Origin of the sequence: Bradyrhizobium sp. (genome assembly GCF_035935975.1) — a bacterium.
GTDB lineage: Bacteria > Pseudomonadota > Alphaproteobacteria > Rhizobiales > Xanthobacteraceae > Bradyrhizobium.
Window position 1 is genome coordinate 159,192 of the sequence record NZ_DASYWN010000030.1, and the last position, 12,015, is coordinate 171,206.

Genomic DNA, 12,015 nt, shown 5'->3' on the forward strand with positions numbered 1-12,015 from the left:
GGATGCACCGATGACCACACAAGCACCCATTGCGCGCTTCACCCGGCTGCGGCACGCGACCTTCACCTCGCCCGATCCGGAACGGCTGCTCGACTATTATCGCGGCGTGATCGGGCTTGGTCTCGTCGCCCGCGATGGAAGACGTTTGTTCCTCGCCAACGATTCCGAGCAGCTCTCGCTGGTGATCGAGCCCGGCGAGGCCGCGCTCAAAAGCATCGCCTTCGAGATCTCGCCCCACGTCCAGATCGAGGCGCTGGGTGCCGCGCTCAAGCAGGCCGACCTGCGGCCCGAGCTTCACAGCGATTCCTCGCCCGGCATTTCCCGGCTGCTGTCGTTCAGCGATCCCGAAGGAACGCGCTTCGAGCTGATCCAGGGCTGGACGCCGACGCCCGCGCAGGAGCGGATCGGTGCGCTCGCCGTCACCAAGCTCGGCCATGTTGCGCTTCGCACACCCGATCCGCAGGCGGCCTCGGAGTTCTATGCAAATGTCATGGGCTTGCGGGTCTCCGACTGGATCGAAGATCGCTTCGTCTTCATGCGCAGCGGCTTCGAGCATCACACGCTGAATTTTGCGCGTGCCTCTGTGCGCAGCCTGCATCATTTCGCCTTCGAGCTGCGAGGGCCCGCCCACATGCATCAAGCCTGCGATCATCTGGCGCGGCACAAGCTGCCGGTGCTCTGGGGGCCGGTTCGTCATGGTCCCGGGCACAACACGGCGATCTATCACCGCAATCCCGACGGGCATCTGGTCGAGCTGTTCTGCGATCTCGACCGCATGACAGACGAGGAGCTCGGCTATTTCGAGCCGCGTCCGTGGCACCGCGATCGTCCGCAGCGGCCGAAAGTGTGGGTCGGCCTGCCGCGCGACGTCTGGGGCATGCCGCCTTCACCTGAATGCACGGAGTTCGCGCGCTAGCGACCTGAAGAACGCCGCACGCGTTGCGGCCAACGATAGAACAATCAAAAAGGGAGACGCATCCATGCGACGGATGAAGCGGCTTGCTGCGGCCATTTTTCTGCTGGGCGGTTGTCTTGCGACCACCCCAGTGCCGGCGGACAATTATCCGTCGCGCCCGATCCGGCTGCTGCACGGATTTGCCGCGGGCGGCGCCGCCGACACGCTGTCGCGCATCGTCGCCGACGGACTCTCGAAGAAGCTCGGTCAACCCATCATCGTCGAGGCCAAGCCCGGCGCCGGCGGCAACATCGCGGCCGATGCGATCGCGAAGGCGGCGCCCGACGGCTACACGCTCGGCCTCGTCACCGGCGCCCACGCGATTTCCGCGGCGACCTACAAGAGCCTCGCCTACCAGCCGGCGGAGAGCTTCGAGATGATCTCGACCGTGGTGTATTACGCGCTGGTCATCGCCGTGCGCAGCGACCACCCGGCGAAATCGCTTGGCGATCTCATTGCGATGGCCAAGGAGAAGCCCGGCGCGCTCAGCTTCGGATCGGTCGGCTTCGGCAGCACGCATCATCTTGCCGGAGAGCTGCTGAACGCGACCGCCGGCGTCGAGATCGTGCATGTGCCCTATCGCGGCGATGCGCAGTCGGTCACCGCGCTGCTCGGCGGCGAGGTCCCTGTCATCGTCGGCACGCCCGTGCTGCTGGCCCCGCAGATCCAGAGCGGCGGGATCCGCGGCCTCGCGGTGACCTCGCCGGCGCGCACCGCGTTGTTGCCCGATGTGCCCAGCGTCCAGGAGGCCGGCATCAAGGGATATGACGTGCGCACCTGGGCCGGCCTGCTGGCGCCGAAGGGAACGCCGCCCGCGATCATGGCGACGCTCAATGCCGCAACGCTCGAGGTGCTGAAGGACCCCGACGTCAGGCAGCGCCTGGAGACGGCCGTCGGCGGCGAGGTCCGCGGCAGCTCGCCGGAGGAGATGAAGGCGCTGATCGAGGCCGAGATCGCCAAATGGTCGGCCGTGGTGGAGCGGGCGAAGATCCCGAAGATCTGAGCCGCCGGCATCGCAACATTGCTCGGCGAGGGCGCCCCCGGTCACGAATGCTTGACCCGGATCAAGGACTGCTTCCGGCGCCGGAGTATGTTAGTCAGGCAAAGTTCCGGACCAAAGGGTAAGTCTTCATCGATGCGGTTCATTCGTACCATCCTGGCATTTGCCGTCGCCATATCCCTGGCGATGCTGCCCGTTGGTGCGTCCGCGGCCGGGCTCGCGATGTCGTCGGGCGACATGCAGGCGACCATGCAGATGGGCGGCGATGCCGACATGTCGATGGACGAGTGTTGTCCTGACGTGAAGGGACCGGGCTCGCCCACCGGCGGCTACAAGTGCGGGATGGGTTTCTGCTGCATCGGCGGAATGATTGCGCTGGGCGACATCAGGCCCGTCGCCTTCGAACATCTTGCCGTTGCGGCGGGCAAGATGGCCATCCCCGAGGATCAGGTTGCCTCTCACCGCAGCGGCAGTCCTCCCTTCCGACCTCCTCGAATCTGATCTCGCAAAGCCTGACGGCGCGAGCGGTGTGCCTGCTCGCGACGACGACAGACGTGCGCGCGTGACGCGCCACGGCGGAAGATCAATTCATGAGGACTGGACAATGCTTTCCAAATTCAGCACCGCGGCTATTGCCGCCACCCTTTCGCTTGCCGCTTCCGCCGCGATGGCGGGCGCCGGCGACTACAATTTCGAGCCCGTCACTCCGCAGATGAAGAAGGGCGACGACGTCACGCTCGCTGTTCGCCTGACCAACAAGCAGACCGGCAAGCCGGTGCCGGACGCCGTCATCTTCAAGACCCGCGTCGACATGGCCCCGGACGGGATGGCCGAGATGGAATCGGCTGTCGCTCCGCTGCCGTCGAAGGAGCCTGGCGTCTACGCCTTCAGGACGGACCTGCCGATGGCCGGCCGTTACCAGGTGACACTGTCCGCGAAGGTGCAGGGCGAAGCGGAGACCGTCACCGGCAAGGTGATCGTCACGGCGACCAAGTGAGCGTTCGGGCGCTGCCCGGCGGCGCCCGACATTCCCCTTTCCATTGACACGGACGCGCGCTCCCGGGCGCGCGGAGACACGCCATGAAAACGCTGCGTCTTCTGACGACTCTTGTGCTGGGCAGTGGCCTCGTCCTCGCATGCTCGAGTGGCGAGTTCGCCCCGCCTGCATCTGCCGCGGACCGAGCGCCGCTGTACTACCGCGACCCCTCAGGCGCGCCGCTATGGTCCGCAGGCCCGAAGAAGGACGACCGCGGGCGCGACTATCTGCCGGTCTATGACGACGCGCAGGCGCTCCCGGCGGAGACGAAGCCGCAGCAGGCGCAGCCCTCGCGAAAAATCCTCTACTACCGCAATCCCATGGGCCTGCCGGATACCTCGCCCGTGCCGAAGAAGGACCCGATGGGGATGAGCTATGTCCCCGTCTACGAAGGCGACGATGCCGACGACGGCACGGTCAAGCTCTCGCCCGGCAAGATCCAGCGTACCGGCGTGAAATCCGAGCCGGTCGCGCGGCGCGCGATCCGCGTGTCGGTGAGGGCGCCCGGCACGATCCAGCTCGATGAGCGCCGCGTGTCCGTCATCGCGATGCGCGCCGAGAGTTTCGTGCAGAAGGTCTCCGATGTGACCACCGGCACGCGCGTGAAGGCTGGCCAGCCGCTGATGGAAATCTACAGCTCGGCGGTCGTCTCCGCTTCCGCCGAATATCTCGCGACCATCACCTCCAGGACGGTCGGCGGCGTCGAGATGTATGGTCGCGGCGCGCGGCAGCGGCTGGTCAATCTCGACGTTCCCGAATCCGCCATCGCGGAAATGGACAGGACGCACACCGCGCCCGTCACCATACACTGGTCGGCGCCGCGCGACGGTGTCGTGCTCGAACGCAACGCGATCGAGGGCATGCGTGCCAATCCCGGCGATGTGCTGTTCCGCATCGCCGACACCTCGGTGGTCTGGGCGCTGGTCGATGTCGCCGAACGCGATCTCGGCAACATCGCGGTCGGACAATCCGTGGCGGTGCGCGCGCGGAGCTTTCCCGGCCGGACCTTCACCGGCCGGATCGCACTCGTCTATCCGCAGGTGAACCGCGACACGCGAACCGTTCGTGTCAGGATCGAGCTCGCCAATCCGGACGCCGTATTGCTGCCGGACATGTATGTCGACGCCGACATCGACACGGCCGATGCCGCGCCCGTGCTGGCGGTGCCCGATAGTTCGGTGCTCGACACCGGCAGCCGGCAGGCCGTCCTCGTCGACAAGGGGGAAGGGCGCTTCGAGCCGCGGGAGGTCAAGCTCGGCCGGCGCGGCGGCGGCTACGTCGAGGTGCGGGATGGTCTTGCCGATGGCGAGGCAGTGGTCACCTCCGCCAACTTCCTGATCGATGCAGAAAGCAATCTGAAGGCGGCGCTGAAGGGGTTTGCGGAAGGCGCACCACGGGCCACCGACGCCGGCCAAACGATGGGAGATCGCAAATGATCGCCCGTATCATCGCCTGGTCGGCGCGCAATCTGCTGCTGGTCCTGTTCGGCACCGGCTTTGCCGCCGCCGCCGGCCTCTATGCGCTGGTTCATCTGCCGCTGGATGCGATCCCGGATCTCTCGGACACGCAGGTCATTGTCTACACCGAATATCCCGGCCAGGCGCCGCAGGTGATCGAGGATCAGGTCACCTATCCGCTGACGACGGCGATGCTGTCCGTGCCGAAATCAAAGGTCGTGCGCGGCTTCTCCTTCTTCGGCGTGTCGTTCGTCTACGTGATCTTCGAGGACGGCACCGACATTTACTGGGCGCGCTCGCGCGTTCTGGAGTTCCTCAACGGCGCGGCCTCGCGGCTTCCCGCCGGTGTCGCCCCGACCATCGGGCCCGACGCGACCGGCGTCGGCTGGGTCTATCAGTATGCGGTCATGTCGAAGGAATTGAACCTCGCGGACACCCGCACGATCCAGGACTGGAATCTGAAATTCGCGCTGGCCAAGGCCGAAGGCGTCGCCGAGGTCGCCGGCATCGGCGGCTTCGTCAAGCAGTACAATGTGGTGCTCGACCCGCAGCGGATGCGCGACCGCGGCATCAGCATGCAGAAGATCCGCGAGGCGATCCGCGCCAGCAATTCCGATGTCGGCGGCCGCACCGTCGAGCTTGCGGAGTTCGAATACGTCATCCGCGGCAGGGGCTACATCAAGAGCATCAACGATCTCGGCAACATCGTGCTGAAGACCAGCAACGGCACACCGGTGCTGCTGCGCGACGTCGCCAGCGTCGAGCTTGGTCCGGACGAGCGGCGAGGCATCGCCGAGCTGAACGGCGAGGGCGAGGTCGCAAGCGGCATCGTGCTGCAGCGCTTCGGCGTCAATGCCCTCGACGTCATCGAGAACGTCAAGAAGCGGTTCAACGAGATCGCGAGCAGCCTTCCCAAGTCGGTCGAGATCGTCCCGGTCTACGACCGGTCGAACCTGATCTATGCGGCGATCGATACCCTCAAGCATACCTTGTTCGAGGAGAGCATCGTCGTCGCGCTGGTCTGCATCGTGTTCCTGCTGCACGTCCGCAGCGCGCTGGTTGCGATCCTGATGCTGCCGGTGGGCGTGCTGATGGCGTTCGGCGCCATGAAGCTGCTCGGGCTCGGCTCCAACATCATGAGTCTCGGCGGCATCGCGATCGCGATCGGTGCCATGGTGGACGCCGCCATCGTCATGATCGAGAATGCCCACAAGCATCTCGAACGTGCCGGGCCCGATCAGTCGCGCGTCCAGGTCCTGATCGACGCCGCGTCCGAGGTTGGGCCCGCGCTGTTCTTCAGCCTGCTGATCATCACCGTGTCGTTCATGCCGATCTTCACGCTGGAATCGCAGGAGGGGCGGCTGTTCAGCCCGCTGGCATTCACCAAGACCTTCTCGATGGCCGCGGCGGCCTTGCTGTCCGTCACCTTGGTGCCGGCGCTGATGGTGATCTTCGTCCGCGGCAGGATCGTCCCGGAGAGCCGGAACATCATCAATCGCTTCCTGATCTGGGTCTACCGTCCCGTGATCTCAGGCGTTCTGCGCGCCAAGACGCTGGTGATCCTGGCATCGCTCGCCGTGCTCGCGGTGACGATATGGCCGGCGCGGCAGCTCGGCACCGAGTTCATGCCGACGCTGAACGAAGGCACGCTGCTCTACATGCCGACGACGCTGCCCGGCATCTCGGTCACCAAGGCGGCCGAGCTGATGCAGATGCAGGACCGGATCATCAAGTCTTTCCCGGAAGTCGCCTCGGTCTACGGCAAGGCAGGACGCGCCGCGACGGCGACCGATCCCGCGCCGACGGAAATGTTCGAGACGATCGTCAATCTGAAGCCGCAGGAGCAGTGGCGGGCCGGCGTCACCGTCGATAGCCTGATCGCCGAGATGGATAAGGCGTTGCAGTTTCCGGGCGTCTCCAACGCCTGGACCATGCCGATCAAGGCGCGCATCGACATGCTCTCCACCGGCATCCGCACGCCCGTCGGCGTCAAGGTGATGGGCACCGATCTCGTCGAGATCGACAGGCTGGCGAAGCAGATCGAACGCGTCATCAAGGCCGTGCCCGGCACCTCGTCGGCCTACGCCGAGCGCGGCATCGGCGGCTACTATCTCGAAATCGTGCCGGACCGCGCGGCGCTCGCCCGCTACGGCATCCTGATCCAGGACGTTCAGGACACCATCGCCGCCGCGCTCGGCGGCCAGACGGTGACGACGACCGTGGAGGGCCGGCAGCGCTTCACGGTGAACATGCGCTATCCGCGCGACCTCAGGGACAATCCCGCGGCGATCGCCAGCGACATCCTGGTGCCGATGCCGGCGGGCGGTGCGGTGCCGCTCGGCGAGGTCGCCAAGGTCGAGCCGGCGAGGGGGCCGACGTCGATCCGCACCGAGAACGGGCAGCTCTCGACATATATCTACGTCGACATCAGGGATCGCGACATCGGCAGCTACGTCACCGACGCGCAGCGCGCGGTGACGGACAGCATCCAGTTTCCGCCCGGACATTACGTGGTCTGGAGCGGCCAGTACGAATATCTGCAGCGCGCGGCCGCGCGGCTGAAGGTCGTCGTCCCGGTCACGCTGACGATCATCTTCCTGCTGCTGTACCTGAATTTCAGGTCGATGACCGAGACGTTGATCGTGATGCTGTCGCTGCCGTTCGCGCTGGTCGGCGGCATCTGGATGATGTGGTGGCTCGGCTTCAATCTGTCCGTCGCCGTCGCCGTCGGCTTCATCGCGCTCGCCGGCGTCGCCGCCGAGACGGGCGTCGTGATGCTGATCTATCTCGATCACGCATTGGCCGAGATGAAAGCCATGCGCGACGCCGAAGGAAGGGGCCTCACGCGTCGCGATCTGAATGACGCCATCATGGTCGGTGCCGTCGAGCGCGTCCGGCCAAAGATGATGACCGTGGTCGCCATCATGGCCGGTCTGCTGCCGATCATGTGGAGCACCGGCGCCGGATCGGAGATCATGCAGCGCATCGCGGTGCCGATGATCGGCGGCATGCTGTCGTCGACGCTGCTCACGCTGATCGTGATCCCCGCGATCTTCGGCCTGGTGAAGGGACGGGGCCTGCCGCCGGGCGAGCGTGCGACGATTGAGGATGAGCGTCTGATGCGCACGCCGCTGGCTGCGGAATAGGTGGGGTCACCGGAGATCGAATGTTTCGCCGATCCGGGCTCGCTATTTACCTTGCCGCGCTGAGGCCGTCGGCCTGACGCGGACGGTGATCTTCTCCGATACGATCGGCGGCTCGAACGGATAGTGCTTGGCGTCCCCCAGCACCAGTTGGAGCGTGTGAGTCCCGGGCGGAAGCTCGAGGAACGTTTCGGTCTGCCCCGCGCCGAAATGCAGATGCGATTTGTCCTGCAGAATCGGCTCCTTGGGATCGATGGGGTCGCTGACGTCGATCAGCAGATGATGATGACCCGCGTTCTGGTAGTCGTCGCCCGCATGCGTCACACCCATGTTGCGCAATCCGAACCGAACCCAGAATCCGCCACGGATCTTCTGCCCATCATGGGGCGTAATGAAATAGAGCTTTGCGTCCTTGGGGGCGGTCTTGCCCTGTGGATAAGCGACGGCCGGCAGCAATGCGAGCATCGCCGACAGCGCAAGGCAGCGCAGGATGTGCATCAGACCTACTCCCCGCAACTAAGGATCGAGCGCGACGCGGAAGCCGTGAGTCGGGTATCGAACATTGGTGTCGTAGCCATCGCGATTTGACGTCCGTACATATCTGGAATCGTTTTTCCAGGAGCCCGAGCGCAGGACATGCGACGTGCAGTCCGGGCCGCGCCATGCCGATCCGTCGCCAGGCGCCCCCTGATACGTCCTATGCCAGCAATCCTCGACCCACTGATCGACGGCACCGCCCATGTCGTAGAGTCCGAATGGATTGGGTTTGAAGCTACCCACTTTCGCCGGCTGCTCGGCCGCGACGTCGCCGCAATCCTTGCATCCGGCCATGCCCGGCTGGAGCTTGTCACCCCACCAATATTTGGTTTGCGTTCCGCCGCGCGCGGCATATTCCCATTCCGCTTCGCTTGGAAGGCGATAGGCCTTCTTCGTCGCCTGCGCCAGCCAGGCGACATATTGCTGCGCGTCGGTCCAGCTCACATTGGTGATCGGCGCATCGTCCCGGCCGCTGGCGGCGAAGCCGCATGCCTTGGCAGCCGCGCAGGCGTTCCACTCCTGAACCGTCACCGGATATTTGCCGATCGAGAACGGCTTGATCGTGGTCTGGTGAACAGGCCGCTCGGTCGGATCATCATTGCTTCCCATTGCGAAGCTGCCGCCGCGAATGGCGATCATCTCGGGCTCGCGAACGGGCGCCGCCGATGGGCTCGGTGCCGGGGCGGGCGGTGGGGGTGACGCAGCCAGCGAGGGCGATGGCTGCGGCATCGGTGCCGCCGCTTCGCGTTGGGGGGGCGGCGGCGATGGAGCCGGAGCGGGAGCCGGAGAGGCGGTCGGCACGGCGGCCTGCTCGCGCATTTTCCCATGCGGCAAGGCCAGCAGATACCACAGCGCGCCGGCAGCAATGATCAGTAGTGTGATGCCCAGGAGAAAGATCAGCGCATTCTCGCGGCGGCCGCGGGTCCTGTCGACCGCGTCGGCGTCAGGCAGCACGCGATAAACGCGCACGGGATCGGTGATGTTCTTGACCTTGCGATCCCCAAGCGACTCGTAACCGCACACGACCTTGTGCTTGATCTGCTCGTAGATCGCGCCTGAGATGTAAACGTGGCCCGGTTCGGCAAGGCCCTCGATGCGCGTGGCGATGTTGACACCGTCGCCGTACACATCGTCCGGCTCCACAATGACGTCGCCGAGATTGACGCCAATCCGGTACTCGATCCGCGAATGCTTGGGGAGCGAGGCGTTACGGCCGATGAGGTTCTGCTGGATGACGATGCTGCATCGAACGGCTTCGACGGGGCTATCGAAGATGGCGATGAAGCCGTCGCCCGTCGTCTTCACGAGGCTTCCATGATGCTCGACGATGCTGGGCTGGATGAGGTCCCGCTCGATCCGCTTCACGCGGACATGCGTGCCTTCCTCATCGGCTTGCATCAAGCGGCTGTAGGAGGCGATATCGCCGACGATGATCGCTGCAAGACGACGCGGCCCCACGCCATGCGGAGGCGGCTCATCCTGACTTCCCGATCTGAAGTTGCGAATTTCGCCCATAGCGGGGGACTCCACGAACTTTCAAACGCGAGCCCAGCCTATAGCCCCCCAAAGGCCGCTGTCTGTGAAAGCTATCACATTGACATACTGAGACAATGACGAAACCCCCGCGTTCGGGAGAGCGAAGTCCTCGCATCCATTGAACCTTTTTCGGTCCTGCACGGACCAAGGCCCGACGCGGAACCATCCCCTGCCACTCTCCAGGGGCATGTCAGGATTGTGCACGTGATCGGATCAGGCCCGTCACTCCTGGAACCGCGGCGCTTACAGATCGATGGCCCAAGCTGACGCAAGGGGAACCAGAGAAATCCTCCGACCCGGGCTACTTCTGGTGCGACATAAAACGCCCGCGGCAAATGCCCGCGGCGGATTTCCCCGCGCGGGTAAGACGAACTCTCGATGTTCCCGGTCCGGTTTTGCCCGACGAGCCGCGCTTGACCGGTCAGCGCCGGCCTAACGCGTCTCGACCACCTCGCCGTCCTCCTTCACGAAGCGGCCGACGGGATTGTCGAGAAGATCGACGACCGCTTCCGAGGGCCGGCACAGGCGCGTGCCCTTTGGCGTCACCACGATCGGACGGTTGATCAGGATGGGATGCGCCAGCATCTGGTCGATCAACTCGTCGTCTGCCCATTTGGGATCATCGAGGCCAAGCTCCTTGTAGGGCGTGCCCTTCTCGCGCAGCAATGCGCGGACCGATATTCCCATCGCCGCGATCAGTTGCTTCAGCGTTTCGCGCGATGGCGGCGTCTTGAGGTATTCGATCACGACAGGCTCGACGCCGCTCTGCCGGATCATTGCCAGCGTGTTGCGCGAGGTGCCGCAGGCGGGGTTGTGGTAGATCGTGACGCTCATCGGGTTGTCTCCGCGATCGGGACGGGGCCGCGGGCTTTGGTCTGTCCGAGCAGCCAGTTCATGAGCAGTAGTCCGGCGAATGCTCCGCAGAGTTCCGCCAGGATGAACCCGGGCAGGTCGGTGGGACGAATGCCCGAGAACGTGTTTGTCAGTGACCGCGCAATGGCGACCGCCGGATTGGCAAACGATGTCGAGGCCGTGAACCAGTAGGCCGCTGTGATGTAGAGGCCCACCAGCCAGGGGACCGCCGTTCGCTGAAAGCGGATGCCGGCCAGGATCGTTGCGACCAGCCCGAAGGCGGCGACCGCTTCGGCGAACCATTGCGGCCCGCCCGTTCGCACCTTCGTCGAGGGATCGAGCAGGGGCAGTCCGAACATCAGATGAGCGGCCATCGTTCCCGCAATGCCACCGGCGATCTGTGCAATCACGTAGAGCGCCGCTTCGTTCACCGGCAGCTCGCGCTTGCCGGCGAAGACCAGCGTGACCGCCGGATTGAAGTGCGCACCGGAGATCGGGCCAAGCACGGTGATCAGCACGACCAGAATGGCGCCGGTCGGCAACGTGTTGCAGAGGAGCGCAAGCGCAACGTCCTTGGTCAGTGTCTCCGCCATGATGCCGGAGCCGACCACGGTCGCGACGAGAATGCCGGTGCCGAGCGCTTCGGCTGCAAGGCGCCGCGAAAGGTCGAATGTCTCCATCAGCGCGCTCGCTCCTTTCGTTTTGGCGAGCAGCAGGACTGCAGGGTTTGGACAACCGGCTCGCAAACTTCCGGCCGGCCGCCGCAGCAATCGCGAAGCAGGAAAACGGCGACGTCGCGAAACTCGCCGAGGTTGGCGCGGTAGACGATCGAGCGGCTGTGCCGTTCGGACGACACGAGGCGCGCGCGGCTCAGGATCGACAGATGCGCCGACAATGTATTCTGGGGGACTTCCAGGAGGCGGGCGAGGTCGCCGGCCGCAAGACCATCAGGCTCGTGCCGGACCAGCGTCCGGAAAGCCTCCAGACGGGTCGGTTGGGCGAGCGCCGCGAGGGCGAGGACGGCTTCTTCAGTTTCCATATATCCAGACTTATGGAATTAAAGGGAGGGTGTCAATCAGAAACCCAATATTTCGAATATTCTAGAAATACGGTTGACGGCGCGGACGATTGGGCGCATCGTGGGATCATGAAGATCGACGATGCAGCAGCACGCCTGGAAGCTCTTGGTAACCGGACACGGCTCCAGATTTATCGGGCCCTTGTTCGCGCAGGGCACCCGGGCATGCCCGTGGGTCGCCTGCAGGAGAAGCTGAAGATTCCGGCGTCGACGCTGTCGCATCACATCAAGACCCTGGTTGCGGTCGGGCTCGTCAGTCAGGTCCGGGAATCCACGACCCTGATCTGCCACGCGAACTTCGATGCGATGCGGGGGCTGGTCGATTTTCTTGCGGCGGAGTGCTGTGCGGACGAAGTCGGCTGCAAGGACGCGCAGACGGCGGCGTGATTTTTTTGACCACTTGTTCGATGGTTCTAGAAAG

General features: G+C 64.8%; 12 protein-coding genes. 7 read left to right on the top strand and 5 right to left on the bottom strand.

Translation table 11 applies throughout. The annotated features are described in order from the left end of the window. Positions 1-10 precede the first annotated feature (10 nt). The 6 genes from VGR99_RS16655 (at position 11) to VGR99_RS16680 (ending at position 7,594) form a co-directional block, all read left to right on the top strand. Positions 11-916: a VOC family protein gene (locus tag VGR99_RS16655; RefSeq protein WP_326899689.1), complete on the top strand. Its 906-nt coding sequence runs from the start codon at positions 11-13 to the stop codon at positions 914-916. A gap of 64 nt (positions 917-980) precedes the next feature. Continuing rightward, positions 981-1,958, top strand: coding sequence for a tripartite tricarboxylate transporter substrate binding protein (locus VGR99_RS16660; RefSeq protein ID WP_326899691.1), 978 nt, complete (start codon positions 981-983; stop codon positions 1,956-1,958). A gap of 132 nt (positions 1,959-2,090) precedes the next feature. Next, positions 2,091-2,456 carry a hypothetical protein gene (locus VGR99_RS16665; RefSeq protein WP_326899781.1) on the top strand — a complete coding sequence of 122 codons (366 nt, stop codon included), beginning with the start codon at positions 2,091-2,093 and terminating at the stop codon, positions 2,454-2,456. 103 nt (positions 2,457-2,559) lie between these two features. After that, positions 2,560-2,952 (top strand): FixH family protein, encoded by a 393-nt coding sequence (locus tag VGR99_RS16670; RefSeq protein WP_326899693.1) that lies wholly within the window; start codon positions 2,560-2,562, stop codon positions 2,950-2,952. An 83-nt stretch (positions 2,953-3,035) separates the two neighbouring features. Continuing rightward, positions 3,036-4,427, top strand: a complete 1,392-nt coding sequence (locus VGR99_RS16675; RefSeq protein WP_326899694.1) for an efflux RND transporter periplasmic adaptor subunit — start codon at positions 3,036-3,038, stop codon at positions 4,425-4,427. Next, positions 4,424-7,594 carry an efflux RND transporter permease subunit gene (locus VGR99_RS16680; RefSeq protein ID WP_326899695.1) on the top strand — a complete coding sequence of 1,057 codons (3,171 nt, stop codon included), beginning with the start codon at positions 4,424-4,426 and terminating at the stop codon, positions 7,592-7,594. Before VGR99_RS16675 ends, VGR99_RS16680 begins: the two co-directional genes overlap by 4 nt. 42 nt (positions 7,595-7,636) lie before the next feature. Here the strand turns inward: VGR99_RS16680 and VGR99_RS16685 are convergent, their stop codons facing one another. The 5 genes from VGR99_RS16685 to VGR99_RS16705 form a co-directional block, all read right to left on the bottom strand. Next, positions 7,637-8,089 (bottom strand): DUF4399 domain-containing protein, encoded by a 453-nt coding sequence (locus VGR99_RS16685; protein ID WP_326899696.1) that lies wholly within the window; start codon positions 8,087-8,089, stop codon positions 7,637-7,639. Between the two features lie 18 nt (positions 8,090-8,107). Next, the gene (locus VGR99_RS16690; protein ID WP_326899697.1) at positions 8,108-9,643 is read right to left on the bottom strand and encodes an SUMF1/EgtB/PvdO family nonheme iron enzyme; all 1,536 of its coding nucleotides are present in this window, start codon (positions 9,641-9,643) and stop codon (positions 8,108-8,110) included. Between the two features lie 453 nt (positions 9,644-10,096). Beyond that, positions 10,097-10,498: an arsenate reductase (glutaredoxin) gene (gene arsC, locus VGR99_RS16695; protein ID WP_326899699.1), complete on the bottom strand. Its 402-nt coding sequence runs from the start codon at positions 10,496-10,498 to the stop codon at positions 10,097-10,099. Then, entirely contained in the window at positions 10,495-11,196 is a 702-nt protein-coding gene (locus VGR99_RS16700) for an MIP/aquaporin family protein (protein ID WP_326899700.1), read from the bottom strand. The genes arsC and VGR99_RS16700 overlap by 4 nt, the downstream gene beginning before the upstream one ends. Beyond that, complete coding sequence (locus VGR99_RS16705; protein WP_326899702.1) at positions 11,196-11,555, bottom strand: metalloregulator ArsR/SmtB family transcription factor; 360 nt, start codon at positions 11,553-11,555, stop codon at positions 11,196-11,198. The genes VGR99_RS16700 and VGR99_RS16705 overlap by 1 nt, the downstream gene beginning before the upstream one ends. A gap of 108 nt (positions 11,556-11,663) precedes the next feature. Here VGR99_RS16705 and VGR99_RS16710 point away from each other — a divergent pair, with 108 nt between their 5' ends. Further along, a complete protein-coding gene (locus tag VGR99_RS16710) occupies positions 11,664-11,981 on the top strand; it encodes a metalloregulator ArsR/SmtB family transcription factor (protein WP_326899703.1) in 318 nt (105 codons plus the stop codon). Positions 11,982-12,015: the final 34 nt, after the last annotated feature.

Coding starts and splice junctions, on each gene's coding strand:
- VGR99_RS16675 (WP_326899694.1), top strand. CDS start 3,036: ATGAAAACGCTGCGTCTTCTGACGACTCTTGTGCTGGGCAGTGGCCTC.
- VGR99_RS16660 (WP_326899691.1), top strand. CDS start 981: ATGCGACGGATGAAGCGGCTTGCTGCGGCCATTTTTCTGCTGGGCGGT.
- arsC (WP_326899699.1), bottom strand. CDS start 10,498: ATGAGCGTCACGATCTACCACAACCCCGCCTGCGGCACCTCGCGCAAC.
- VGR99_RS16665 (WP_326899781.1), top strand. CDS start 2,091: ATGCGGTTCATTCGTACCATCCTGGCATTTGCCGTCGCCATATCCCTG.
- VGR99_RS16700 (WP_326899700.1), bottom strand. CDS start 11,196: ATGGAGACATTCGACCTTTCGCGGCGCCTTGCAGCCGAAGCGCTCGGC.
- VGR99_RS16655 (WP_326899689.1), top strand. CDS start 11: ATGACCACACAAGCACCCATTGCGCGCTTCACCCGGCTGCGGCACGCG.
- VGR99_RS16710 (WP_326899703.1), top strand. CDS start 11,664: ATGAAGATCGACGATGCAGCAGCACGCCTGGAAGCTCTTGGTAACCGG.
- VGR99_RS16705 (WP_326899702.1), bottom strand. CDS start 11,555: ATGGAAACTGAAGAAGCCGTCCTCGCCCTCGCGGCGCTCGCCCAACCG.
- VGR99_RS16670 (WP_326899693.1), top strand. CDS start 2,560: ATGCTTTCCAAATTCAGCACCGCGGCTATTGCCGCCACCCTTTCGCTT.
- VGR99_RS16685 (WP_326899696.1), bottom strand. CDS start 8,089: ATGCACATCCTGCGCTGCCTTGCGCTGTCGGCGATGCTCGCATTGCTG.
- VGR99_RS16690 (WP_326899697.1), bottom strand. CDS start 9,643: ATGGGCGAAATTCGCAACTTCAGATCGGGAAGTCAGGATGAGCCGCCT.
- VGR99_RS16680 (WP_326899695.1), top strand. CDS start 4,424: ATGATCGCCCGTATCATCGCCTGGTCGGCGCGCAATCTGCTGCTGGTC.